The sequence below is a fragment of the Bacillus sp. MM2020_4 genome (assembly GCF_011250555.1).
In the GTDB taxonomy this organism is placed as follows: Bacteria; Bacillota; Bacilli; order Bacillales; family Cytobacillaceae; genus Neobacillus.
Genome location: NZ_JAANMZ010000051.1, coordinates 1 through 25,115 on the forward strand (window position 1 = coordinate 1; position 25,115 = coordinate 25,115).

The following is a 25,115-nucleotide window of genomic DNA, read 5'->3' on the forward strand; positions in this document are numbered from 1 at the left end:
ATAGTGATACATATATCTTTAAGATAATGATAACCCATTAATATTACAGAAAGATGTAATTGAATTTACTTTCTGTTGCATAGAAATTACAATTTTGAAATAGCAATACCTTATACCCGCGATAAATTTACCACTTTATCCTTAAGGAAACCTTAAAATGGTTACTTGAGTAAAAAATCGTATAAAAAGAAGCTTGGGGCATCCCAAGCTCTCGTTTAAATATGCATAATATCGACCATATGATTACTGATGATCTCATCGTAATTTTCCCTTAATTCGTCAAGTGAGATCTTTAATGTCCCAGAAAGCTTATATAAGAATTCTTGATCTTGTCTAAGCCAAGAAGAATGATTTCTTTTAAGAAAACGTTCCGCCTCGGAGAAGGCAGAAAACGTTTGCCCAATCTTCCCCCCATTATGGACAAGTTCATATTTTCCATCCCCTGCCGGTAAAATATACGAACTTTCCCCCAAATGGTTTTGATAGCTTGTTCCAAAGGCTGATTCTTTCACATTATATTCATTCCGATCGGCATCCGGTTTAAGCGGGTTCTGTTCGAAAACGTTGACAATAAAGGTTTCAAATCCTTCTTTTGTTAACTCAGATCCGGAAGCTTTCGGATGCCCCCCACCACCATATCTCTGAGCAAATTCAGCCACATTCACTTCATCATGGATCGTTCGGAAGCCCATTTTCTTTCCACTTACATTCAAAAGAACAATCATGTCCATATGAGGATAAATATTATTTAACGCATTGCCTAGCTCGGACAAATACTGCTCTGCATGGACAACACCGACACAATAATCGCCCACAAAGGTTTGCACAATCTGCCTGCTTTTTGAGTGGATATAGCGATTAATTTTTTGCTCTTCAATATCAAGAATCATATTTTCTGTTTCCGTTAACTGAAACGAATCGGTATTTTCCTTTAACCGCTTTAACATCTCTTCTTCAAACTGTTCTCTGTTCATTATGTAAAATAAATCGTTTAACCGCTTGGCCGTCACATTATTATTTTCATCCCATTCCCAGGTATCATATTGACGGACTAAATCAATGAATTCCTCAAGTGCATGATTTCGCTCAATCTTCCCATGCTCAATCAAATAATCATAAAACAATGAGGTCGCACATGTTTTTTTGCCATTATCATACTCTGGCATTACCCAGCCCCAGTTGTACTCATTAAAATGCATCGCCGTCACATGATGATCAATCATCTGAATATGATGGCCCCGCTGAAACCGTTCCTGCAGTTTTTTCTCAACCAACTCATTAACAGCTAAATCGGTAATATAAGTTTCTTCCTGGTTATTCGCCGGATGTTTAATAAACGATTCGACCCTCTGGTTTAAATTTCGATAAGAACAATAAAATACATTTGCTTTATCCCCAAAGGCTAATTTAGCAATTAGCCCGCAGCCAAGACCATCTAAATCCATATCTGTAAAAAGTTTTACCATACCTGACACCATCCAATCTTCTTTCCATAACGTATAGTTTGGTTTTGAAAAATATTCTTATACAGAGTAAGCACAGCAGACCTAGTATAAATCAGTTCATTTGCTTTCTATTCGCTAAATATATACTAAATGAAAGATTAAATCGACCTTTTCGACTTAAGTTTATACATGTTAATAAAACCTACCTTTAAGACCTGGTGATAATGATCACATACAACATATGTATTAAATGGTAAGATTCATTGGAAGTTCCTATTACTAACAAGTGAAAAGGGGTAATAAATTGAATTTTCCACAACTTAAAATTGGTCATATGATACCAAAGGTTCCGATTATGCAAGGCGGGATGGGTGTAGGTATTTCACTTAGTAAACTAGCGTCAGCAGTCGCTAATGCCGGGGGGATCGGGATTATTTCCGGTACGGGCATTTCAGTTGACGATATGCGCTCACATATAAGGCGGGCTAAAGAATGTGTTAAAAAAAATGCAGGCTACATTGGCGTAAATGTACTATTTGCCATGAATGACTTTGCTGAAAAAATGAAAGCTGCCCTCGAGGAAAAGGTTGATTTTATCATCTCCGGTGCCGGAATATCAAGGGACATGTATGCATGGGGAAAACAAGCAGGAATTCCTGTTATCTCAATCGTATCCTCTGCAAAGCTAGCCAGGATATCAGAACGGCTCGGTGCTGCCGCTGTTGTGGTTGAAGGCTTTGAAGCAGGCGGACATCTTGGGACAGATCGACCCATGTTCGATATCCTACCCGAAGTTGTTGAAGCAGTTTCCATCCCTGTCATCGCAGCCGGAGGAATTATGACTGGCAGCGATATTGCCAAAGCACTTGCGTTGGGAGCCTCAGGCGTGCAAATGGGGACACGGTTTGTTGCAAGCGCAGAATGCGATGCGCCATTAGCCTTTAAACAAAAATATGTAAATGCCGATAAAGATGATCTGGTATTGGTTAAAACCACCGTCGGCTTACAAGGAAGAGCCATCAAGAATAACTTTACCAATTTGATTACCGGTCCGGACAAATTGAAAATAGCCAAATGTCATGATTGTTTAAAAAATTGTTCCTACCGTTTTTGTACACTGGATTCCCTGCTTACCTCTGTTAATGGCGATGTGGAAAATGGACTCGTTTTCGCAGGAGCCAGAGTAGCTGAAATTAAGGAAATACTACCGGTCCAAACTATAATCGATAATTTAACAAAAGAGTATCGCGATTCTTCATTGACTATAAATTAACATTAATAAAAGCCAACCGTCGTCGATAATACGGTTGGCTTTTGCTCATTTATTTCGCTAATCGATAATATCCTCTTTTCAACCCAAAATAACAGAACCACAGTGCTTGCATAAAGAAGAATAATCCCCAGATAAATGCGGGAAGAATTGTTAATTGGGCAAGATTGGACGCATCCCCTGCCGCTTGTGGCTGACCAACGCTTATTAAAAGGATTTCATATGCACTTTGAACCGAATCCACTAATAGAATCGATGCAATCAAGAGTAATAGGTTGTCTCTCACCTTTTGACTTCCCTTGATCAATAAAAAGAGGAAAGCAGCCGCAAATGAACAGAGCCAAAAAACCCCATATGGATTTCTCACCCAAAAGATTAGATTTAAAAAAATAAATGCTAACAAAATATCAATTAAAAGCGTTCCCTTTTTTCTCCCAATTAGTAAAAAAGAAAGAAACGCCATAAAAGAAGCAAAAGTATAGCCAGCAAGGCTGGTAAAGAAGCTGCCTATCCATGTTGACTGACTGCTGACAGTTGCCCCTTCAGAATTCATAAATAAAGAAATCGTTTCTACCTTCCCGCCGAGAAGAGCAATCAGGGCATGCCCAGATTCATGTATTAGTGTATTGACTACTTTTACATAATTCCCGAGGATAGGAACATGAATCAACAAAAAGGCTATCACGAGGAAAAGGAAAAACTTCGCACTGAATTTGTCCCGAACAAAGCTCAACATTCATTCCCCCTCTTTATTTAGACTTTATTCATACATTCATTGTACTTAATTGACACGCATTTGGAAAGAATTGTTCGCCTGCTATTTACTCAGTCATTCGACAAAGTAACAACTTGTGTGTTACTATTGAGTTGTTACTAAACAAAAGTTATTACAAGGGGGAATGAACTTGATAGAATTTAAAGATATTGTCAAAAAATATCGAACAAAATCCATTATTAATCCTTTTTCATTAAAAATCGATCCCGGCCAATTAGTTGTCTTTATTGGACCAAGTGGTTGTGGAAAAACAACATTGCTTAAAATGATCAATAAACTAATACAGCCGACATCGGGTAAAATTTTTGTGGATGGGACAGATATCTCCACAATGAATCCCATTGAACTCCGCAGAAATATTGGTTACGTCATTCAAAATACTGGACTGTTTCCACATATGTCGATTAAAGAAAACTTGGAATTAATCCCCAAACTTAAGGGTGAAGATCCTGCCCTAATTGAGAAGAAAACAAATGATTTACTTGAAATGGTCGGCTTAGACCCTAAGGATTACTTACACAGATTTCCTAAAGAATTAAGCGGCGGACAGCAGCAAAGAGTAGGTGTAGCAAGAGCCTTCTCCACAGACTCCGATATTATCTTAATGGATGAACCCTTCAGTGCACTTGACCCTGTAACAAGAAGTTCACTTCAAGATGAATTATTTCAAATGCAAAAGGAATTAAATAAGACGATTATCTTTGTCACCCATGACATGGACGAAGCTATTAAAATAGCAGATAAGATTTGTATATTAAAAGATGGCGATATTCTCCAATACGACACGCCAGAAAATATCCTCAAAAATCCGGCGAATGATTTTGTTGAAGGCTTTATTGGAAAAAGAAGGGTTTGGAATAATCCAGAACTGATGTTGGCAGAGGATATTATGATTCAACAGCCTATAAAAATAACCGCCATGCGTACTGTTTTACAAGCCATTGAAATTATGAAAGACAATAAGGTTGATAGTTTAATGGTTACAGACAAACAGAATGTCCTGAAAGGACTTGTCACTTTAAAAAGTATCCAATTGCTCAATCGAAACACTTCAATAGAAATGGTGATGGAGCACAATGTATTCTCTGTTTCACAGGATGCTAATTTAATTTCTGTGCTAGCAGCTATGAATGAGCACAAAATTGGCTATCTTCCTGTTGTAAACAGTGCAAAGCAGTTAACAGGACTCATAACAAGGAGCAGCATTTTATCGGCTTTAAGTAGCCAATTAATTGACCTGGAGGTGGCGTTTTAATGAGTGGATTTTGGAACTATCTAACAGCAAATTATCAGCAAATCGTCAATTTACTGGGTGAACATTTATATTTAAGTATCGTTTCAGTATTAATTGCCATTATTATTGGAATCCCGTTAGGAATCTTAATTTCGAACGAGAAAAAGCTAGCCAAACCAATTATTGGGACGACAAACGTTATTCAAGCCGTACCAAGTCTGGCTTTACTCGGATTTCTAATTCCGTTTATTGGAATCGGCAGTGCACCGGCCATTGTAATGGTCGTTCTTTATTCTCTTCTCCCTATTGTCAAGAACACCTATACCGGGTTGACGAATATTGACGGGGACATTCTGGAAGCCGCCAAAGGCATCGGTCTGACTAAGAGTCAAACCATGAGAAAAGTTCAGCTGCCGCTAGCCTTCCCGATGATTATGGCGGGTATCAGAATTTCAGCGGTAACAGCAGTTGGGTTGATGACAATTGCTGCATTCGTTGGAGCAGGTGGACTAGGTTACCTTGTTTTCTCAGGTGTACAAACCGTTGATAACCATATGATTTTAGCTGGAGCCATTCCGGCCTGTATCTTAGCACTCCTCATTGACTTTGTAGTCGGAAAGCTTGAAGCCTCACTTTCTTATACAAGTAAACGAAGAACAGCCAAAAAGTCAGGAAAGAAAACAAAACGATGGATGATTGCTCTGGCCTCAATCATCATCGTTATCGCAGGTGGTTTCAAGGTATATTCCATCGCCAGCGCCGAAGATAAAATTGTCATTGGCTCTAAAAACTTTAGTGAATCGATGATATTAGGAAACATGCTGGCCGATTTAATTGAAAACAAAACGGATCTACCTGTAGAAAGAAAACTAAATCTCGGTGGTTCCCAGGTTGCTTTTGGCGCCCTTAAGAATGGCGACGTTGATATGTATGTAGAATATACCGGTACAGGTTTGGTTAATATTTTAAACCAACCGCCGGAAAGTAACCCTGATAAGGTATATGATTATGTGCAAAAGGAATTTAAACAAAAATATGGGATTGAGTTATTAAAACCACTTGGATTTAATAACACCTATGCCCTGGCCGTTCGCCAGGACACAGCAGAAGAATATAGATTAAATACGATCTCAGATTTGGCTAAAGTAAGTGGTAATTTAATTATGGGGCCGACGATTGAATTTCCCAACCGGGAAGATGGATTAATCGGGCTTGAAAAAACCTATAATTTGGCTTTTAAAGATGTCAAAGCCGTCGATGGCGGCTTACGTTATACTGCATTGAAAAATCATAAAAGTGATGTCATCGATGCTTTCTCGACTGACGGGCTACTTGAAGAATTTCAATTGAAGGTCTTAAAGGATGATCAAAACTTTTTTCCGCCATATTATGCAGTGCCAGTCATAAAGGAAGAAACATTGAAAGAACATCCGGAACTGAAGAAGGCAATTAATTCCTTAGCTGGTAAGCTATCAGATGATAAAATGCGCCAGCTCAACTATAAAGTTGACAGTCTCAAAGAGTCACCAGCAAAGGTTGCAAAAGAATTTTTAGAAAAAGAAGGATTGCTGGATTAAATTAATAGTAATAGTGAAGAAAGCCGGTGTGATAAACCGGCTTTTTTCTTTTGCATCCTAATCCTCTAAAAAATGAAGGACTCTATCATATGTTTTATCATCCCCAATAACTAACAATACATCGCCTTCAAGGATTAATGCATAGGGCCCCGGTGAGATAATTAACTCACCTTTCCGCTTCATGCCAATTACAGTTCCTCCGGTATTTTGCCAGAATTTCATTTCTGAAATGGTTTTTCCAATATGAATACAGCCAGGAAATATTTCCACCTCGATCGGAGCTAACGGATTGGTATGGCGAAGCTTGCCAGAGTAATCCATGATCTTTCTTACCGTGTCAAAAAGCTGATCATCGAGATTGGCTCTTTCAGAAATGAGTGTGGCCATCTGTTTCTCCAGATCCTTTATACTCGCCAGGTTGGAAAAACGGTGAATATACTTATACGCATTTTCCCGCGAAGAAATCACTATCCCGCTGCCCTTTGTGGAATGCACAATCTCCACATCTTCCAAAATCTTTATCGCTCTTCTGACAGTTTCGGGGGAAACCTTGTATTCACTTGCCAAGGTTGATCTGCCATGAATTTTTTCCCCCACTTTAAACTTACCATCGTATATTCTATTCGCCAAATCGATGGCAATTCGCTCATATGTTGGTATTTGCGCCTTTTGCATTGAAATCCTCCACCAATATACTTATAAATATGGATGCCACCTATCATTTCACTATACCTTTTTTGATGCCAGTTTGCGAGCACAATGGCTAAATACATTTATATTTGTGCAGGTTTGGGCATAATTATTAATAGTCCTTCGATATGAGGTGAGCACTGTGAAACGGAAAGTTATTATCATTTTAAGTATTTTGTTTATCATTTTCATGACTGCCTTATTTATTTATTATTTAGTCAAAGGTGATGCCTCTAGATGGCAGGTTGCGCTCGGCGGTATCTTAGTTAGCGCATTACCGCTTTGCTTATTAAGGATGAAACAAAATCCATTTAACATTCCCATCATCCTCGGTTATTATCTTTTTTTATTTGGATCGTTATATCTAGGTTCAATCGCAAGCTTTTACCTGCATTACACATGGTGGGATTCTTCCGTTCACTTTTACAAAGGAATGCTCATTGGTTTTGTTGGTATATCCCTTTACAAACGATTGATCCCTGAAAAAGTCCGCCAAGATGTCTCATCAGGAATCCTCTTTCTTTTCGTGTTCTCACTTGCCGTTTTAGCCGGTGTACTATGGGAAATTTATGAGTTTGTTGGCGATTTGACCTTTACACACACGATGCAGCGTGGTGGAAATACCGATACCATGTATGATCTACTTTGCGGTGTAGCCGGCGGCCTCATTGTAGCTTTTTACTCATTAGTAAGAAAAAAGAAAGTGTAAAGTTGAGGTGGCATCAATGAATCGGAAACTCGTTATTATTTTTAGTGCCTTATATGTTATTTTCATGGCCATTTTAGCAATCTATTACTTTAAAAATGGGGTAACCTTTAAATCAACTGTAGCCATTGGAGGAATTATCTGTGGCGCAATCCCCCTGCTTTTAGCCCTTTTTACAAAACTTCAGTTCAATTTACCGATTGTCATTTCTTATTTAATCTTCTTAATTGGCTCACAGTATTTCGGGTCGATCCGAGGATGGTATGGACTCGGTTGGTGGGACACATTTATGCATTTAGTCAGCGGTGCCATTCTTGCTTTTTCGGGCATTGCTTTATATGAAAGATTGATCCACCGAAATGCAGGTGATGAAATTTCTCCATGGTTTGTTTTCTTATTTACTCTCTCCTTCGCAGCACTTGGCGGTGTGATTTGGGAGATTTATGAATTTAGCTGCGACCAATTTTTAGGGATGACTTTACAAGGCGGAGGTAATAAGGACACAATGACTGATTTAGTGGCCGATACCGTGGGCGGACTCGTGATTGCCGTATGGGCAGGAATTCGAACGAAGATAAAATTGAATAAATCAAACTAAAAGGTACGCCATCCTCAGCGTACCTTTTTTCAATAACCATTAAACTGTTACAGCTGCAAAAAACTCCTCGTAGATGGCCTGAACGGCTCTCTTTTCGTCCACCTCTTTAACACCAAACATCATACTGACCTCTGACGATCCTTGGTTGATCATCTCAATATTGACGCTTGCCCTTGCCAATGCCTTTGAGGCTTTTGCCATCGTACCGACATTATGACGCATGCCTTCCCCAACCACCATGATGAGTGCAAGGCTATGTTCGATTTTCACTTCATCCGCATGTAATTCTGTCTTAATTCGATTGATGATATCTGCTTCTATTTTCTCATTAAGCTGATTTTCTCTTAAAATAACAGACACATCGTCAATTCCCGATGGAGTATGTTCATAGGAAAGACCACTATCTTCCAATATAGCTAACAGCTTGCGTCCAAAGCCAACTTCCCTATTCATTAAGTATTTGCTTACATAGATGCTGCAAAACCCTTTGTCACTGGCAATCCCGATAACAGGACCATTCGTATTATCCCGTTCATTAACAATCCTTGTTCCCGGTGCGGCAGGGTTGTTAGTATTCTTAATGTGGACAGGAATTCCTGCTCTAAATGCCGGGACAAGTGCTTCATCATGTAGGACAGTAAATCCAGCATAGGAAAGCTCTCGCATTTCACGATAAGTCAATTCTTTAATTTCCTTCGGCCTTTTCACGATAGTTGGATTGACGGAATAGACAGCATCCACATCCGTGAAATTTTCATACAGTTCTGCCTTTAGCGCATTAGCCAGGATAGAGCCGGTAATATCGGAACCGCTGCGTGAAAATGTGAATACCTCCCCCTCCTCGCTATAGCCAAAGAATCCAGGAAAAATTAATATTCCTGGGTGCTTATGCAATGAATATAAGCGTTCATATGCCTCCGGTAATGCTTGAGCATTTCCCGGTTCAGCACTAACCAGAAGGCCTGCCTCTTTTGGGTTGACATAGGCCGCGTCGACACCCCGCTCACGAAAATAAGCTGCCACTAATTTTGCATTATTATCCTCACCACTCGCTTTAAGCAAATCGATAAACCGATCTGGTTTATGTTTGTTGCTGTTAAGCCTGGTCACTAAATCATCGTAAATTTCCTGAATCACCTCTTCGGAAAGATTACATTCTTCTGCTATCGCTGTATATCTTTCCATAACAGCTTCAAGCTTTTCCTTAGGATTTTGATTTTCTAAACATTGCTCTGCACATTCAATCAATAAATCGGTAACCTTTGTATCTTCTGCAAATCTCTTCCCCGGAGCTGAAACGACGACAACTTTTCTTTCAGGATCAGATATAACAATCTGAAATACCTTTTCAAGCTGTTTTCCGGATGCTAAAGAGGAACCGCCAAATTTTGTGACCTTCATCGTGTGACATCCCCTACTCTTTTAAAAAATATAATCCTTATTTTATTACAATTTTGAAAATATTCAAGAGTTTTTTCCACCTTATATGTACATTTGTCTTCTCAAGGCAGACAATCGTGGGCGATTATATAAAAATAGTGAGACCCCATAAGGCAATCTCACTATTACTTTTTATAGATATTTTGTTTTTTCAACCCAATCCATAAAGTTATCCATTACGGTATCAAGAAATGCGAGGGTCGGTTCATGTGTCATGTTGCCCTCTGTATCTATTTTTTCTAGCGCGGCATTGATTAGGACTTCGTTACCTGGCAAAGTTAGGGCTCCCAATGCATGCAATATTTGTCTTAGATGAAGCTGCGCTCTAATAGTTCCCATCACACCTGGCGTCGCACCTACCACCATGACTGGTTTCTTGATCATGACTTTGTCTACTCGTGAAAACCAGTCAAGCGCATTTTTTAAAAAAGCAGGAATGGAATGATTGTATTCTGGAGTGGCGATGAGGACTCCATCACTTTCTGCAACCCTTTTTTTGATTTCCGTAACGACCTCCGACGGAGTTAATTCATCATCTTGGTTGTACATTGGTAAATTTTCAATCGGTAAAATTTCAATATCAACTTTATCACGATAACGTTCCTTCATAAACGCAACAAGTTTTTTATTAATCGATTGTTTCCGATTACTTCCCACGATAGCAACTATTTTCATAAATCAATACTCCTTTATCCTAGGTGAATTTTTATTAATATAGTTACTATAGTAAAAAGCGGCCTAAAAACCAAGAAACCTGCTCAAATTAATTAATCGGGGAGCTATAAATGATTAGCGAATGATTTCAATAAAATGAGCAAGGATCCTTGCAGTTAGCCCCCAAATCGCCCGATTATTATAGCGGTAAAAATATTCCTCAATCCCTCTGGTGCGCCATTTGTAATTTTCACCGCCGGGTATTAAATCATACGGAAAACTTTTCTCCGGTTCTGCTTTTAATTGAACATGATGGATTTCAGGATCATTTTCAATTAAAAAAGAGAGTGGAACCGTAAATATCTCGCCAACCTCCGCAGGATTGGGCTGAATGTCCTCAGGCCTATTAATGTATCCCGCGAAAGGATAGAGCATCATTCCAAAAGGTGAAATCATATAATCCAGGGGATACACGCCCGAAATCTGCTCTTTATCAATGCCTAATTCCTCAACCGTCTCACGAATGGCTGTGCTTGCTTCATCGAGATCGTCAGCATCCATTCTTCCCCCTGGAAAACAAATTTCTCCGGGCTGCCTTCTTAATTCAAGGGAACGGACCTCAAATAACACATGAATCCCATCCTCCTTTTGCAGCAATGGCACCATGACAGCATATTTTGAAAATGTTTCACTTCCAAGGATTTTAGGTGAATGACCATTTAATTTGCCTAAAACCTTTTCCAACTCCATGATTTCACCCCCATTCCTGTATTTTCTCTTACTACTACAATACCACTTTTTATATACTCTTTGAAAAAAAACAATCCAACAAATAAAGTTGGATTGTTTTTTAAGTTACTCCTTCTTTTCATGCCAAGAATACATATAGGCAGTGTCTTCAATGTTTTGTGCCGACTTTACAATTTTCAGAGGATGGAAGGTGTCAATCATTACGGCCAGCTCCAATGTTTCCTTTTTGCCAATACTCGCTTCCGTTTTCCCGGGATGTGGACCATGCGGGATCCCACTTGGATGTAGTGTGATCGAACCCTCTTTCACCCCTTTACGGCTCATGAAGTTACCCTCGACGTAATAGAGGAGTTCGTCACTGTTGACATTGCTGTGATAATACGGAGCCGGGATAGCTTGCGGGTGGTAATCATACAAGCGTGGCACAAATGAACAGACAACAAAATTATTCCCTTCGAATGTTTGATGGACTGGTGGTGGCTGATGAACTCGGCCAGTAATTGGTTCAAAATCCTCGATATTAAAAGCCCACGGATATAAATAGCCGTCCCAGCCAACCACATCAAAAGGATGGTGTCCGAGCATATGCGATGAAATCATCCCTCTTGATTTTGTAACTACCTCAAACTCTCCTTTTTCAGCAAACGTCGCCAACATTTCTGGGCCGCGGATATCACGCTCACAGAATGGGCTGTGTTCTAAGAGCTGACCATATTCGTTCCGGTAGCGCCTTGGGGTCGTAATTTGACTAAAAGATTCTACAAAAAGCATTTTTGTCCTTTCATTTTCATTTGGGATTATCCGAAAAATGGTCCCAATTGGAATCACTAGGTAATCACCCGGCCGGTAGGAAATCGTCCCGAACATTGTCTCGAGCTTCCCTCTGCCATGATGAATGAAAAGCATTTCATCTCCGTCGCCATTGCGGTAAAAATGTTTCATTTCTGCCGTCACGTTCGCTGTTCCAATCAGTAAATCCTGATTACCTAATAAATAGGTCCTTGCTTTAAGTGCATCACCCTGCACCCCTATTTGACTAGTAAAAAAATGCCGGTGCCTTAACGACTGCTGCTCTTCATATTCCGGTAAATAGCTGCCAATCATTTCTGCCTTTACCACTTCCGTTGGCATAAAATGGTGGTACAAAATCGATTGTGTTCCTGAAAACCCCCTTGTTCCCATCACCTGCTCTCTATACAAGCTGCCATCGTCTTTTTTCAACATGGTGTGTCGTTTATGGGGAACCTTTCCCATTTGACGGTAATACATCACCTCACCTCCTCGTTTCCAGTGATAATCGTATTCTTCAACACACCTATTTGTTCTATCTCCAATTCTACTTCATCACCAGGTTCGAGCCAGCGATGAATTTCCTCACCTAATTCAAGGATACATCCTGTGCCAACCGTTCCAGATCCGATCATTTCACCTGGATAAAGCGTAACGTCCTGTGATGCCCTAGCAATCATCTCAGCAAAGGAATAATATAAGTCCTTCATATTTCCTTCCGATAGCAGGATACCATTCACACGGGCATGCATGGAGAGATTAAAACCATTTCCTGCTTTAAATGGTTTCAGTTCGTCCTTGGTGACAATCCACGGACCGATAGAGGTGGAAAAATCCTTTCCCTTCGCAGGACCAAGTCCGACCTTCATCTCCTTTCTTTGCAGGTCTCTAGCACTCCAATCATTTAAAATACAATAACCGAATATATATTCATCTGCCTTATCCCGAGGGATATCTCTGCCCTCTTTCCCAATAACGCAAGCAATTTCAAGCTCATAATCAAGCCACTCGCACTCTTTTGGTTTTACAATGCCTTCTTCCGGCCCTTTAATCGCTAAGTGATTGGAAAAATAAAAAACAGGAATCTCATACCACTCCGGTATCATTTCTTGTCCTCGGTTCTCTCTAGCCGTTTTTACATGTTGCTCAAAGGCATAAAAGTCCCGAAAACTTCTAGGGATGGGGAGTGGTGCTTTTAATTGAATATCACTCATCCGGTAGATCCCTGTTTGCCCACTTGGATTAAAATGATTCACTATTTTCATAAATTCTTCAGAATGATCGAGAAAATTCACTAGATTATCAGGGAGTGTCCCACCGGATGCTTCCTTCATATCTACTACATGATCTTCATCGGCTAACCATCCCGCACGGATTGAGCCATCTTTTTTTGCAAAGGTTACAAATTTCACAGAGCTCACCTTTTTTCCGTTTTTCGAATCATTTCAAACGTTTTAGCCAATGGGTCAGTAAAGATAGTACCGGCCATTCTGCCAATCGGCTGTAATTTTTCTGTATCTATTCTCCCCTTGTCAAAAAGGTCATCGTTCACGTGTACATGAACTACTTTGCCGATGACAAGGCTGCCGGCACCGGGAGTATCGCCAAAATGGAGCACCTGATAGAGTTCACACTCGAAATGGACGAGAGATTCCTTGATACGTAGTCCTCGTACCTTTACGCTTGGTTCTTTCGATAGACCCGATTCTTCCAGTTCATCGATTTCAGGAGCAAATTCAATCGCACATTCATTCATTTGTTCCGCCATTGCATTACTGACAATATTGATAACAAATTGACCCGTTTTTTCTATATTGACCAACGTATCTTTTTTTGCACCATCCTTACCCCTTCGCAGGGGTGAAAAGCAAATAAGCATGGGGTCAGCACAAATAGCTGTAAAGAAACTGAACGGTGCCGCATTGGCTGTACCATTCTCATCTATGGTTGACACAAGAGCGATCGGACGAGGTAAAATAGACCCCACTAATAGTTTATATGCCTCTCTCCATTCAAGAGTTTCAGGAGTAATCTCCAAATTGGTTACACCTCGATTCATTGCTATTGATTATGATTTTTTCTAAATAGATTGTTGATCTTTTAAGATTCGCCGATAACCTAATAAAACCAAAATTTTATAGATTTCCACGTCTTTCCTGTTCGCGTTCAATTGATTCAAATAGCGCTTTAAAGTTTCCTTCTCCAAAACCACGGGCACCCTTACGCTGAATGATCTCGATAAACAACGTAGGGCGGTCTACAATTGGTTTTGTGAAAATCTGCAATAAGTACCCTTCATCATCACGGTCAACCAAAATATCTAGTTCCCGCAGCTTTTCAATTTCCTCATCAATTTTTCCAATCCGCTCTCCTAATGATTCATAATAGGTGCTCGGCGTCTTCAGAAATTCTACTCCGTTCTTTTTTAACTCAGTTACGGTTGAAACAATGTCTTCAGTCAAAATCGCCAAATGCTGCACACCAGGGCCATTGTAGAACTCTAAAAATTCCTGGATTTGTGATTTACGCTTGCCTTCGGCTGGTTCATTGATTGGGAACTTAATCCTACCGCCGTTATGCATTACCTTTGACATCAAGGCAGAATACTCAGTCGTAATGTCCTTGTCAGAGAAATGTTTCATTTCTTTAAAGCCCATTACCTTTGAATAATATTCCACCCATTCCTCCATCCTCTCGACATTACCCACAACATGGTCAATTCCAATTAGCCCAGTATCCACTATCGGTAATGATGCGGTATATGGTTCAAAGCCTGGCAAAAATGCTCCCTGATAATTTTTCCGTTCAATCAATGTATGGATGGTATCGCCATATGTACCTAGAACGGCTTTCTTGACAACTCCATGGGCGTCCGCCATTTCATATGGAGCAGCATGGGCAATCGCACCTCTACTGACAGCTTCTTCGAACGCTTTCTCCACATCGTCAACCAAGAGGGCCACGTCCCTGACGCCATCACCATGTTTTTTAACAAACTGGGCCACCCTGCTCTCCTCTGCATATGATCCAGTTATCACGAGACGAATATTGCGCTGCTTCACACAATAGGAAGTGGTTTCACGATTTCCGGTTTCAAGACCTGAATAGGCAACAGGCTTAAACCCATATGCTGTACAAAAGAAATGACAGGCTTGCTTAGCATTGCCAGTGTAAATTTCAATATAATCAACATCCCGGACAGGAAAAAAATCATCCACTAACTGGTCTGCTCTTACACGCTTTTCTTTCATCATGCAACCCCCTATAACAGTTATAATATTCAGAATTAATTTTAAGTGATGAGTTGTTGTCCACTCAAGAGCAGGATGTAAAGCAACACCGCTGTTGGGTGCTAAAGGTCCATTCGTGCCTTGCTGCATTATTTCCCGTAGAAAAAAGAAAAACATACCCAAATAAGGTATGTTTGCACCATCTTCATATTGGAAATATAGTTGAACCCAAAAATGGCTGTCTAAAATTGTAGAAAAGTTTTTCTCCTATGAAAGGACTGCACGATCGCTCGCCATTTGCACACCGCGGATTCTTTTGAATTCACTCAATAAACCTTCAATCGTAAGATGTTTCTTGTCTTCCTCATTCACCTCTAAAATAATTTGTCCCTTATCCATCATGATTAATCGGTTTCCTAGGTCAATTGCCTGCTGCATATTATGGGTGACCATTAAGGTTGTAAGATTGTATTTATCCACAATTTCTTTTGTTAGGTTCGTGATCACTTCTGCCCGCGATGGATCAAGTGCTGCCGTATGTTCATCTAAAAGAAGGATCGACGGTTCTGTGAAGGTAGCCATTAATAAGGATAGGGCCTGCCGTTCTCCTCCAGAGAGCAAACCAACCTTAGCATTTAGACGGTTCTCCAGTCCGAGGTGAAGTGATTCCAATACTTCACGGAAATAATCCCGTCTTTTTTTCGTAACGCCACTTCGCAGTGTTCTTGTTTTGTTCCGGGAAAAGGCCATTGCGAGATTCTCTTCTATTGTCATACTTGGAGCTGTGCCGGCCATCGGATCTTGAAAGACACGCCCTATCATCTTTGAACGATTAAATTCCGACATATTGGTGACATTCTTTTCACCAATTTGAACCGCCCCTATATCAGGTGTTAACACGCCTGAAATGATATTCATTAACGTTGATTTCCCGGCACCGTTACTGCCAATGACCGTCACGAAATCTCCTGGATTAAGGGAAAGTGTCACATGATCGATAGCAATTTTCTCATCAGGTGTGCCCTCATTAAAAATCTTATGAATCTGATTTAATTGCAGCATGATGTTCCCCCTTCGCCTCTGCCGAAGTTTGGATAATATCCATTAATTCCACTTTTCTTCGAGCTTTCCGCTTTTTTTCTTTGGTACTGCCAATAATCTTCGGAGCAGTTAGGGCAATTATGACAATCAAAGCCGTAATAAGTTTCATATCACCTGTTTCCAAGAAATCTACCCGTAGCGCTAAGGTAATCACAATTCGATAAATAATGGCACCGCCAATAACGGCAAGGGTGGTTCTTGCAATCGTTCGTGTCCCAAATAGCGCTTCACCAATGATGACAGAAGCTAAACCAATAACAATCATCCCTATTCCCATCCCAACATCAGCGAATCCGCTCTGTTGAGCAATCAAGGCGCCTGAGAATGCAACCAACGCATTTGATAAGCCAAGACCAAGAATGACCAGTAGGTTGGTATTAGCGGAAAGGCTGCGAATCATCCGTTTATTGTCCCCTGTAGCTCGAATCGCAAGGCCAATCTCCGTTTTTAAAAACCAGTCCGTTAAGAATTTAATTAGGAAGGTTACAAAGATCATGAAAATAAGAATTCCCCATGTTTCCGGCAGATCGTCACCAAGACCAACCGCAGTGAGAATACTATTAAAGAACGAATCAATTCCCGTTTTTTCAAAAAAGTCACTGATTTTTGTAAAAGCAGTATCTGTATTCAATAAAGGAATATTTGAACGTCCCATAATTCTAAGATTAATAGAGTAAAGGGCAATCATCATTAGGATTCCGGAGAGCAAGTTATTAATCTTCCCGAATGTATGCAATAGTCCCGTTATACATCCGGCAGCAAAACCGGCAAAAAGGGCGGCAATTGTAGCGATAAATGGGTCTACTCCATTCGCGATTAATACCGCAGAAAGTGCTGCACCCGTTACAAAACTCCCATCAACCGTTAAATCCGGGAAATCCAGAATACGAAAGGAAAGATAGACGCCCAGCGCCATAATCGCATAGATGATACCTGCTTCAAATGATCCAAATATGGCTGTAAACATTGAGATCATCCTTTCATTGAGTCATTAGAACTAAAATTATCATTAGCCCTTCGTTACTTATGTACAAATCAAGGAGGTACCCCCTCTTAAAGGTATCCCCCTTGAGAAGGGTTTATTTCTTATTTGCCATCGTAGAATTCTCCAATCTTGCTCCATTCCTCTTTTACTTCTAATCCTTGTGCTTTGGCAGCTTCTTTATTAATAACTAATTTTAAGCTGCTAGGAAGTTCAACTGGAATTTCAGACGGCTTTTTCTTTCCAGTTAAAATATCAACCGCCATTAAGCCGGATTGATAGCCAAGGTCGAAATAACTAAAGCCGCTTGCCGCAACCGCGCCTTTTTTCATAGAATCAAGTTCACCAACGAAAAGCGGAATTTTTTTGCTGTTGGCAACGGCAATAACAGAATCAAGAGCGGTAACAACCGTATTATCTGTAGGAACGTAAATCGCATCCACACGGCCAACCAATGACTCAGTAGCTTGTTTCACTTCTGATGTAGTGGCAACTGAAACTTCAACAAGCTTAGCTCCTTTTTCCTCCACTAACTTTTTCACTTCTTTTACCTGTACTTCTGAATTCACTTCACCTGAATTATAGATGACACCAATATTTTTTGCCTTTACTTCGTCAGTAATAAAATGAATCGTTGTTTTCGTTGCATCAGGATGGTTGTCAGTTGTTCCGGTTATATTTTTTCCCGGTTTATCAAGTGCTTCCACCAATTCAGATACTACCGGATCTGTTACGGATGTAAAGACGATAGGGATTTCCTTTGTCGCATTTAATGCCGCTGTTGCACTAGGAGTAGCATTGGCAAATATTAAGTCTACCTTGTCGCCAACGAAATTCTTTGCAATCGTTTGAACATTATTTTGATCCGCCTGGGCATTTTGATCATCATACTTTACCTTAAGTCCTTTGTCCTTTAAAGCCTTTTTAAATCCTTCTGTCGCAGCATCTAAAGACGGATGCGGAGCGAATTGGCTAATACCGACCTTAAACTCCTTATCTGCACCATCCTTTTCCGAACCACCTGCAGATTCTTTACTGCCACAGCCGGCCAGCAGCAGCATTCCCGCCAACGCAATCGAAAGTCCTTTTACTTTTTTCTTCATTTGTTTACATCCCCCTAAATTAAACATCTAATTTTCTAAAAATTTCATATATTAAAAATTATTCTAGTATTTTTTTGGGCTAAAAGCAATAGAAAAAGCAAAAATATTTTTTTGCTTTAAAGCAATAGAATAAATGATAGAAAAAATACCTTCTATTTAATAGAAGGCACCAAGGCTTTTACATAACTATCGATCGCTATTTATTTTATTCTCTTTCTTTTTTTAGTAACTGCAATAATATCCTATAAATAATATTAATTATTGGATTGCATGTTCAGGTACATTTATCTCAATAGCCGACTATAAATATGGTAAATCCCATATTGGCTCGATTACCTTAACTGGCGTTTAAATACTTGGCTGGCAATGGAGTATGCGATGACCATAATGCCAACGCACCAGGCAAGCGCGGTCCATATACCATTCCCAACAGCCCCTTCATACAAGAGGGCGCGAATGGAATTCACAATTGAAGTCACAGGCTGGTTCTCAGCGAACAAACGGACAATTTTAGGCATGGTTACAGTAGGTACAAAAGCGGAACTGATAAATGGCAGAAAAATCAGTGGGTACGAGTATGCTGTCGCCCCTTCCATTGATCCTGCTGTCAAGCCGGGAATGACAGCCAGCCATGTCAACGCCAGCGTAAACAGTCCAAGTATCCCAACTACCGCAAGCCAATCCAAAATATCAGCGTTAGAACGGAAACCCATCAAAAGCGCGATAAGAATAACCACCACGACAGTAACCGCATTGGAGACAAGCGAGGTCAACACGTGAGACCACAATATCGACGAGCGCTTGATGGGCATGGTAATGAAACGTGCCATCAGCCCACTCTTTACGTCATTAAATAACCGCAAGGAAGTATAAGCAACACCGGAAGCGATAGTCATCAGCAAGATTCCGGGCAATAAATAATTGACGTAGTTGTCCGTGCCAGTCTCTATGGCGCCGCCAAATACGTAGACAAACAGCATCATCATCATAATCGGTGTAATCGCCACCGTGATAATCGTATCAGGACTACGCATGAAATTGCGCATTAACCGCCCAAGTAATACACCTGTTGTGCTTTTCATTTACATCTCCTCCTTTTTTCCGATGACAGCGAGGAAAATTTCCTCTAATGTTGGCTGCTTCTCGATGTATTCCACTTTCGCGGGCGGGAACATTTCCTTAAGTTCGGCAAGGGTACCAGTTGTGATGATTTTTCCACCATGTAGGATAGCGATACGGTCGGCTAGTAGTTCGGCTTCCTCCAGGTACTGGGTCGTCAGTAAGATGGTCGTACCACTGCCGGCAAGTTCCTTGACGCTTTTCCAGACTTCCATCCGCGCTTCGGGATCAAGCCCTGTCGTCGGTTCGTCGAGAAATATGACTGCTGGCGTCCCGATCAGGCTCATGGCGATGTCAAGCCGGCGCTTCATCCCCCCGGAATATTTGTCCACCCGGCGGTTGGATGCATCGGTCAGGCTGAATTTTGCAAGTAGCTGGTCGACGACTTTAGCGGGATTGGGAACTCCCCGTAACTTGGCGATCATCATTAGGTTTTCCCTGCCGGTGAGCAAACCATCTAAAGCTGAGAACTGCCCTGTCAGGCTAATATTCTGACGAACATGATCCGGTTGATGCTGGACGTCAAAGCCACAAATTCCTACTTCACCGTTATCGGGTTTCATCAGCGTTGAGAGGATACTGACCGTTGTCGTCTTGCCAGCACCATTTGAGCCCAGCAGTGCAAAAATTTCACCACGCCGAACCTCAAAATCCACCCCCTTTAAGACTTCCTTGTCTTTAAAGGATTTTGTTATTCCTTTTACAGAAATCGCTGTATCACTCATCTTTTTTTCCTCCCAATTAAAAGCGCAACAATGCGCTAGATTCCTACCTTCCCCTACCTAGTATGACTAATAATCTGTATTACTTACTACTAGGGTAAAAATTTGACTGAATAGTAATGGTGGCAATTCTCATTTGTAGCCAGCTATTCAGTCCGCATTATTTATTGAATTATTTCTTTGTGGGTAATAGGCGAAAAGCCACTAGGGACTTGCCGTTAGCCACGGCCAATCGTATCATTCAGCTTTTTACGATACTTATCCTTCCAAGTTTGCTCATCCTTTACTAGATCGTCACAGAAGGAAGCAACATCCTCGCCCGTAAGGGCAGTGACTTGCTTGCCTTCCACTGCTCCTTCCTCAAAGAGATCGAGAATTCCGCCGAAGATACGGCTGCAGTCCTTCCAGTCAGTTGGACCACCACCAGAAGTCCACAAATATTTTTGAATAGCTTTGTATGCGTTACGGTACTCACTTGGTAGTGCCTTTGCACGCGACTCCAGCTCCCTCCATTCCCGCTTGTCATCCAGACTCCCGATAATTTTTTCAAAAATATTCATTTTCCTTCTCTCCTTTTGATATTTTTAGTTTTGAGTTCATTAATTTTACTTGAGATGAATTCCCACTTTTTCCAAAAAAGTTCAAGTTGCTCTTGCCCTGCAGCGTTGAGTGTGTAAAATTTTCTCGGTGGTCCCATAGTGGATGGCTTTTTCTCGATATCCACCAGATTGTTTTTCTCAAGCCTTAATGTAATCGTATATACGGTGCCTTCAACTACATCAGCGAAGCCAAGTTCTCGCAACTGTTGCGTGATTTCATAGCCATAAGTTTCGCCGCGGCTGATGATTTCAAGCACACAACCCTCAAGCACTCCTTTCAGCATTTCTGTAATATTTTCCAAAATACCACCCCATTAGTATTTCACTATAGTTTATCCAGTGCTCGGTAACATAGGTACTACGTTTTACTTATATTCAGTATTACTAACTACCAGTATATAGTAACGCATAATAGCATTTCTTGTCAAGAATAAATCTTTTCGTCAAAAAATGCACCAATAGTATCCAGTATGATCCATATAAAAAGCCTTCTACTAAGTAGAAGGCACCCTATACATATTATACATTTAACAATTTATGATTATTACCAATCACGAGTCTTTTCTAGTAATTGATCAATTTCAACCCTCTTCACCATTTGACTATTCTTCTCAGATGTTAGATCCGATGTAGTTTCAAGTAATTTGTCAATATCAATAAACACGATTCCCATTATCTAACCTCCATAGCGTTCTTGTTCAGGTACAAGATAATTCGACCGTCCTTATCAAATCATGGGGGTATTTTTCTTTTTTAACAGATTACTAGTTAAAGTATGATATAGTTCACTATTTTTTCACAAAAAGCAGTTTACAATGGGAAATGAATCAGGTGGCGGTTGGGGGACTGCTCACTCTGAGATTCAGATAATGGGAGGGATAGTATGTACCAATCTATCGCGTGGTACGCTACATTGTTTTTCGTTTTCCTCATAGCACTTGCTTTTTCGTTCGTGTATGGAGAATCGAGAAAATTAAGAGAGTATGGACCGATTCAAGAAAAAGGCTACAAAATTCGCAAGTTTTATTTCCTTGGCTTGCTTGCCATCATGGGATTTGCTTCAGCCATATCATTGAGCAAGCTTCCTTATCACAACCAGCATGTCCTTGCTAAAGAGGATGGCAAAGTTGTGGAGGTAACGGGGATGCAATTTGCCTGGCAATTAAGTGATGAAAACTTTACGGTTGGGGAGCCAGTACAGTTTCGCGTCACGAGTAAGGATGTTACCCACGGTTTTGGTCTATATGACACAAAAATGGAGCTGATTGCCCAGACACAGGCAATGCCTGGGTACAAAAATACGGTCAGCATCACCTTTGATAAACCAGGAACCTATAAGATCCTTTGTTTGGAATATTGCAGCGCAGGCCATCATGTGATGATTAAAGACATCGTTGTGAAACCTAAGGAGGGAAAATAAGATGGAAAGTAATGCACGGAACTCGATTAAAAAAGGCGTTGCTTTATCATTAATGGTTACCTCTGTGGTTCTGGTTTTAATGATGATCTTCGGTGTAATCATGTTATTGAACCAAGGCAATCTGATTAAAATTCCTGCACAGATGTTTTATAAGGTTTTGACAATTCATGGAACGGGTATGATTGGTATTGCTGCTCTGGGTGGAAGCGCCATCATGTGGTATTACCTTTCAAAATATATTCATTTAAATCATAAAGTATTTTTTGCTAATTTAATTTTGTCTTTAATTGGTGTCGTGATGATTTTGACTGCCATTTTTGGGTTTAATTTTTCTGATGGCTGGACATTCTTGTACCCACTTCCATCATTCTCAGCCAAAATATACGGAACTACAGGAGCATTATTATTTTTATTCGGTCTCCTCCTATTAGGTGTAGGTTACCTAGTTATGTATTTTTACTTAGCTGCCCGCCTTATTAAGGAATATGGCGGATTAGGAAAATCCTTAGGCTGGGACTATATTTTTAGAGGTAAAAAAGGATATGGACCACCTCCAGCTGTGGTTGCCACTACAATGGTCATCATAGCGAATTCAACGGGAATCCTTGCCGGTGCAACGGCTTTAGTTGAATCCATCATTAACATACTTAATCCTAATTTCACCTTTGATCCAATGCTCGCAAAGCATTTAACGTATGCTTTTGGCCATATTTTTGCTAACTGTACGATTTATATGGCGGTAATTGCAGTTTATGAAGTGTTATCCGAGTATACGGGACGCCCTTGGAAATCAAATAAAGCCTTTTTAATTGCCTGGAATTTTTCAACCTTATTTACCCTAATGATTTATACACACCACTTATTAATGGATTTTGCCGTACCACGATGGATGTTAATCATCGGTCAAATTTTTTCTTACGCAAACGGACTTCCCGTTATGGTCGTTACCGCTTATGGTGCGTTAATGATTGTCTTCCGTTCTGCTGTTAAATGGGACTTTGCTTCTAGTATGATGTTCTTAGCAATGTTCGGCTGGGTTGCCGGTGCCGTGCCTGCCATTATTGATGCTACTATTGTCGTAAACCATGTGATGCACAATACGAAATGGGTACCAGGACATTTTCATACGTACATGGGGATGGGTGTTGTTGCCATGATTTTCGGTTTTATGTATTATTTCAATAAAACCGAAGGAACACAAAAGCAAACAGGACTTGATAAATTTGCTATTTCCATCTATTTCTTATTCTTTTCCGGGATTGCAGGCTCATTCCTTTATGCCGGAAAAATAAGTGCCCCAAGACGCTGGGCTGAACATCTTCCAGAATGGACAGGGTCTGACCAGGTTGGTGCCATCTGCGGGATCTTTGTTATTGTAGCAGCCATTATTTTCACAACGAGGTTTTTTATCGGTTTAAAAAATGTTGGCAAGCAAACAGACCAAAAACAACTTAAATCTGCTTCTTAATGTGAAAAAGCGCATGCACCCTACTCAGCATTAGCTGTTAGGGTGCATGCGCTGGACGTTTCTTAAAGCAGAAATGAATTAAATCCTATCTTATTCGAAAACAATCCAGCCCAATCGGAGGGCTGGATTGTTTTCTCTTTATTAGGCAGTAATCTTCACCGCTTTTTGTCTTTCGTTTTGTTTAAAAAAGAATTTCATCATTGGTGGTGTTACAATGGTGGTAACTAGAACAACAATGACTAGTATGGAAAACAGTTCTTGATTAATTAACTTCGTTTCTAAGCCAATGGCAGCAATTATTAAGGCTACCTCTCCCCGTGAAACCATGGCCGCTCCAATTCCCATCGAGCTTTTCCATGAAAACTTCGCTAATTTGGCACCCGCTGCGGCACCAATTAATTTTGTTAAGATGGCTAGAATACTTAAACCAATAATCACACCAAAATGCTGTGAAAGTCCATCAAAACTTGCTTTCACACCAATGGAAGTGAAAAAAACAGGGACAAAAATCGAATAGCCAACAGTTTCTACTTTTTCAAATATTTCATGTTTAAATTTCGTTTGACTGATTGCAACACCTGCTATATAGGCGCCAATGATGGCGGCAACACCCGTTAATTCCGCTACATAAGCAAACAGAAAGCAGATGATTAATGCCGCGGAAAGCAATGATTCTGTCACGTTTAATGGGGCAAACTTCTTTAATATCCATGGGACTACCTTCCATGCTGCTAAGATAGCACCTGCGAAAAAGAGAACCTTTTTCACTATTACCATACTTAAATTGACATCCCCGCCTGCCATACTCATTAAAAAGGCTAGGGCAATAATAACCACGACATCATCGATGACTGCTGCACCTAAAATGGTGGTTCCTTCTCTTGACTGCATTTTATTCAACTCTTTAAGTGCTTGAACAGAAATACTGACACTTGTTGCCGAAAGCAATAGACCTAAAAAAATCGCTTCAAACGTGGTCATATTCATGAAAATTCCAGCAAGGTAGCCAACAAATAACGGAACGATAATTCCGCTTAATCCTACAAGTGTAGACGCCTTCCCTGACCGTTTAAATTCATCTAAATCCGTTTCCATACCAGCGATAAACATTAACAAAATAACGCCAATTTGGCTTATTTCCTCTAATGTTTTCGTCTCTGTAACAAGTCCTAATACAGCAGGGCCTAAAAGAATTCCCACAAGCAGCTTTCCGAGTACTGAGGGCTGCCCTAATTTTACACTTATTTCACCTGCAATTTTCGAAGCCAGTAAAATAATCGCTAATTCAAAAAGTAATTGCATCAAATCACCTTTCCTTTTTCATAAAATTAAAAAGAGTCTGTTTTTTTATAAACAGACTCCTTTTGTGAGAAAATAAAAAGAGCCCGTCTACCAAAGGACATACTACTCCCTTGGTGACAGGCTCCTCCATTTACTACAGTT

Annotated in this window: 26 protein-coding genes; 7 read left to right on the forward strand and 19 right to left on the reverse strand. The window is 40.3% G+C overall.

What is annotated here, in order from left to right; genetic code table 11:
- Positions 1 to 215 precede the first annotated feature (215 nt).
- The gene (locus tag G6554_RS21685) at positions 216 to 1,466 is read right to left on the reverse strand and encodes a DHH family phosphoesterase (RefSeq protein WP_166245747.1); all 1,251 of its coding nucleotides are present in this window, start codon (positions 1,464 to 1,466) and stop codon (positions 216 to 218) included.
- 265 nt (positions 1,467 to 1,731) lie between these two features.
- Here G6554_RS21685 and G6554_RS21690 point away from each other — a divergent pair, with 265 nt between their 5' ends.
- Positions 1,732 to 2,718 (forward strand): nitronate monooxygenase, encoded by a 987-nt coding sequence (locus G6554_RS21690; RefSeq protein ID WP_207343127.1) that lies wholly within the window; start codon positions 1,732 to 1,734, stop codon positions 2,716 to 2,718.
- A gap of 49 nt (positions 2,719 to 2,767) precedes the next feature.
- Here G6554_RS21690 and G6554_RS21695 read toward each other — a convergent pair whose 3' ends face one another.
- The gene (locus G6554_RS21695; RefSeq protein ID WP_242637942.1) at positions 2,768 to 3,451 is read right to left on the reverse strand and encodes a M50 family metallopeptidase; all 684 of its coding nucleotides are present in this window, start codon (positions 3,449 to 3,451) and stop codon (positions 2,768 to 2,770) included.
- A gap of 163 nt (positions 3,452 to 3,614) precedes the next feature.
- Between G6554_RS21695 and G6554_RS21700 the strand changes: the two genes are divergently transcribed.
- The gene (locus G6554_RS21700; RefSeq protein ID WP_242637943.1) at positions 3,615 to 4,745 is read left to right on the forward strand and encodes an ABC transporter ATP-binding protein; all 1,131 of its coding nucleotides are present in this window, start codon (positions 3,615 to 3,617) and stop codon (positions 4,743 to 4,745) included.
- Positions 4,745 to 6,301 (forward strand): ABC transporter permease/substrate-binding protein, encoded by a 1,557-nt coding sequence (locus G6554_RS21705; RefSeq protein WP_166245755.1) that lies wholly within the window; start codon positions 4,745 to 4,747, stop codon positions 6,299 to 6,301. Before G6554_RS21700 ends, G6554_RS21705 begins: the two co-directional genes overlap by 1 nt.
- Positions 6,302 to 6,358: 57 nt before the next feature.
- On the opposite strand, the gene G6554_RS21710 is transcribed toward G6554_RS21705, so the two are convergent.
- The gene (locus G6554_RS21710; protein WP_166245759.1) at positions 6,359 to 6,976 is read right to left on the reverse strand and encodes a GntR family transcriptional regulator; all 618 of its coding nucleotides are present in this window, start codon (positions 6,974 to 6,976) and stop codon (positions 6,359 to 6,361) included.
- Between the two features lie 157 nt (positions 6,977 to 7,133).
- Here G6554_RS21710 and G6554_RS21715 point away from each other — a divergent pair, with 157 nt between their 5' ends.
- Together G6554_RS21715 and G6554_RS21720 are read left to right on the forward strand one after the other, a co-directional pair.
- Positions 7,134 to 7,700 carry a DUF2238 domain-containing protein gene (locus G6554_RS21715; RefSeq protein WP_166245762.1) on the forward strand — a complete coding sequence of 189 codons (567 nt, stop codon included), beginning with the start codon at positions 7,134 to 7,136 and terminating at the stop codon, positions 7,698 to 7,700.
- Positions 7,701 to 7,716: 16 nt separating this feature from the next.
- Positions 7,717 to 8,295: a DUF2238 domain-containing protein gene (locus G6554_RS21720; protein ID WP_166245764.1), complete on the forward strand. Its 579-nt coding sequence runs from the start codon at positions 7,717 to 7,719 to the stop codon at positions 8,293 to 8,295.
- 39 nt (positions 8,296 to 8,334) lie between these two features.
- Here the strand turns inward: G6554_RS21720 and G6554_RS21725 are convergent, their stop codons facing one another.
- From G6554_RS21725 to G6554_RS26095, 15 genes are all read right to left on the reverse strand, one after another.
- Complete coding sequence (locus G6554_RS21725) at positions 8,335 to 9,696, reverse strand: aspartate kinase (RefSeq protein ID WP_166245767.1); 1,362 nt, start codon at positions 9,694 to 9,696, stop codon at positions 8,335 to 8,337.
- 171 nt (positions 9,697 to 9,867) lie between these two features.
- Positions 9,868 to 10,410 (reverse strand): NADPH-dependent FMN reductase, encoded by a 543-nt coding sequence (locus tag G6554_RS21730; RefSeq protein WP_166245770.1) that lies wholly within the window; start codon positions 10,408 to 10,410, stop codon positions 9,868 to 9,870.
- A 114-nt stretch (positions 10,411 to 10,524) separates the two neighbouring features.
- Positions 10,525 to 11,139 carry an NUDIX hydrolase gene (locus G6554_RS21735; RefSeq protein ID WP_166245773.1) on the reverse strand — a complete coding sequence of 205 codons (615 nt, stop codon included), beginning with the start codon at positions 11,137 to 11,139 and terminating at the stop codon, positions 10,525 to 10,527.
- A 105-nt stretch (positions 11,140 to 11,244) separates the two neighbouring features.
- The gene (locus G6554_RS21740; RefSeq protein WP_166245775.1) at positions 11,245 to 12,408 is read right to left on the reverse strand and encodes a homogentisate 1,2-dioxygenase; all 1,164 of its coding nucleotides are present in this window, start codon (positions 12,406 to 12,408) and stop codon (positions 11,245 to 11,247) included.
- Positions 12,408 to 13,340: a fumarylacetoacetate hydrolase family protein gene (locus G6554_RS21745; protein WP_166245777.1), complete on the reverse strand. Its 933-nt coding sequence runs from the start codon at positions 13,338 to 13,340 to the stop codon at positions 12,408 to 12,410. Before G6554_RS21745 ends, G6554_RS21740 begins: the two co-directional genes overlap by 1 nt.
- 5 nt (positions 13,341 to 13,345) lie before the next feature.
- On the reverse strand, positions 13,346 to 13,966 hold the full coding sequence (locus G6554_RS21750; RefSeq protein ID WP_166245779.1) for a flavin reductase family protein: 621 nt from the start codon (positions 13,964 to 13,966) through the stop codon (positions 13,346 to 13,348).
- Between the two features lie 97 nt (positions 13,967 to 14,063).
- Entirely contained in the window at positions 14,064 to 15,179 is a 1,116-nt protein-coding gene (gene hppD / locus G6554_RS21755) for a 4-hydroxyphenylpyruvate dioxygenase (RefSeq protein ID WP_166245808.1), read from the reverse strand.
- A 246-nt stretch (positions 15,180 to 15,425) separates the two neighbouring features.
- Positions 15,426 to 16,220, reverse strand: coding sequence for an ABC transporter ATP-binding protein (locus G6554_RS21760; protein ID WP_166245781.1), 795 nt, complete (start codon positions 16,218 to 16,220; stop codon positions 15,426 to 15,428).
- On the reverse strand, positions 16,195 to 17,226 hold the full coding sequence (locus tag G6554_RS21765) for an ABC transporter permease (RefSeq protein WP_166245782.1): 1,032 nt from the start codon (positions 17,224 to 17,226) through the stop codon (positions 16,195 to 16,197). The genes G6554_RS21760 and G6554_RS21765 overlap by 26 nt, the downstream gene beginning before the upstream one ends.
- 119 nt (positions 17,227 to 17,345) lie before the next feature.
- Positions 17,346 to 18,344 carry an ABC transporter substrate-binding protein gene (locus G6554_RS21770; RefSeq protein WP_166245784.1) on the reverse strand — a complete coding sequence of 333 codons (999 nt, stop codon included), beginning with the start codon at positions 18,342 to 18,344 and terminating at the stop codon, positions 17,346 to 17,348.
- Between the two features lie 332 nt (positions 18,345 to 18,676).
- Entirely contained in the window at positions 18,677 to 19,426 is a 750-nt protein-coding gene (locus G6554_RS21775; protein WP_166245786.1) for an ABC transporter permease, read from the reverse strand.
- Positions 19,427 to 20,188 carry an ABC transporter ATP-binding protein gene (locus G6554_RS21780; protein ID WP_166245788.1) on the reverse strand — a complete coding sequence of 254 codons (762 nt, stop codon included), beginning with the start codon at positions 20,186 to 20,188 and terminating at the stop codon, positions 19,427 to 19,429. It lies immediately after the preceding gene.
- A gap of 215 nt (positions 20,189 to 20,403) precedes the next feature.
- Positions 20,404 to 20,745, reverse strand: a complete 342-nt coding sequence (locus G6554_RS21785; protein WP_166245790.1) for a DUF1048 domain-containing protein — start codon at positions 20,743 to 20,745, stop codon at positions 20,404 to 20,406.
- On the reverse strand, positions 20,742 to 21,086 hold the full coding sequence (locus tag G6554_RS21790; protein ID WP_166245792.1) for a PadR family transcriptional regulator: 345 nt from the start codon (positions 21,084 to 21,086) through the stop codon (positions 20,742 to 20,744). The genes G6554_RS21785 and G6554_RS21790 overlap by 4 nt, the downstream gene beginning before the upstream one ends.
- A 242-nt stretch (positions 21,087 to 21,328) precedes the next feature.
- Positions 21,329 to 21,457, reverse strand: a complete 129-nt coding sequence (locus G6554_RS26095) for a hypothetical protein (RefSeq protein ID WP_278187298.1) — start codon at positions 21,455 to 21,457, stop codon at positions 21,329 to 21,331.
- Between the two features lie 210 nt (positions 21,458 to 21,667).
- Here G6554_RS26095 and G6554_RS21795 point away from each other — a divergent pair, with 210 nt between their 5' ends.
- The gene (locus tag G6554_RS21795) at positions 21,668 to 22,204 is read left to right on the forward strand and encodes a cupredoxin domain-containing protein (protein WP_166245794.1); all 537 of its coding nucleotides are present in this window, start codon (positions 21,668 to 21,670) and stop codon (positions 22,202 to 22,204) included.
- 1 nt (position 22,205) lies between these two features.
- Entirely contained in the window at positions 22,206 to 23,672 is a 1,467-nt protein-coding gene (locus G6554_RS21800) for a cbb3-type cytochrome c oxidase subunit I (RefSeq protein WP_166245796.1), read from the forward strand.
- Positions 23,673 to 23,813: 141 nt separating this feature from the next.
- Here G6554_RS21800 and G6554_RS21805 read toward each other — a convergent pair whose 3' ends face one another.
- Positions 23,814 to 24,974 (reverse strand): cation:proton antiporter, encoded by a 1,161-nt coding sequence (locus G6554_RS21805; protein WP_166245798.1) that lies wholly within the window; start codon positions 24,972 to 24,974, stop codon positions 23,814 to 23,816.
- Positions 24,975 to 25,115 lie beyond the last annotated feature (141 nt).